Origin of the sequence: Pantoea sp. UBA5923, from assembly GCF_002431095.1 — a bacterium.
Lineage (GTDB): Bacteria > Pseudomonadota > Gammaproteobacteria > Enterobacterales > Enterobacteriaceae > Pantoea > Pantoea piersonii.
The window spans coordinates 1-620 of record NZ_DJDN01000054.1 but is presented as its reverse complement, the minus strand read 5'-3'; the positions used below and the strand labels follow the sequence as shown (position 1 = coordinate 620).

Sequence of the window (620 nt, the reverse complement as noted above, 5' to 3'; positions counted from 1 at the left end):
TCGGATCGACCACCAGCGCCACACCCTGCTTCTCAATGGTCATGTCGCCGTCATTCATTTTGTCGTCAAAGGTGAAACCATACTGGAAGCCGCTGCAACCGCCGCCGGTGATATAGACGCGCAGTTTCAGATCGGGATTCTCTTCATCAGCAATCAGGTTTTTTACCTTGCTGGCCGCCGCATCGGTAAACTGTAACGGCAGTGCTGCAACATCATCACTCATTTCATACTCCGGTAAACGTCCAGGTCATAAAACGACCTCAATTGCCGTATTATCTGCCAGCGCGATAGCGCAATCAAGTTTTGCCCTTCGCACTGCGTGCCTCCGGCCTTCAGCTAAGGTAAGTATAGCGCGCCCTTTCCGCCCTTTCTTCATGTCGTTATCTTCCCGTAGAATGGCGCGAGATTTTTTATGAACCGCTGGAGCCGAATAAATGAGTAAGTCCGAAAACCTGTTTGCCGAAGCGCAACGCCTGATCCCCGGCGGCGTTAACTCGCCGGTGCGCGCGTTTAACGGCGTAGGCGGCACGCCGCTGTTCATCGAGCGCGCCGACGGCGCCTGCCTGTATGACGCCGACGGCAAAGCCTATATCGACTATGTCGGTTCATGGGGGCCGATG

The 620-nt window shown here is 54.8% G+C and carries 1 protein-coding gene and 1 pseudogene; one reads left to right on the top strand and one right to left on the bottom strand.

From position 1 onward, the window contains the following. Window positions 1-223, bottom strand: a 223-nt coding sequence (locus B3797_RS13105; RefSeq protein ID WP_311791307.1) for an iron-sulfur cluster assembly accessory protein, incomplete at its 3' end; no start/stop codon positions are given. Between the two features lie 211 nt (window positions 224-434). Here B3797_RS13105 and B3797_RS13100 point away from each other — a divergent pair. After that, a pseudogene (locus tag B3797_RS13100) lies at window positions 435-620 on the top strand (aspartate aminotransferase family protein); the annotation flags it as partial.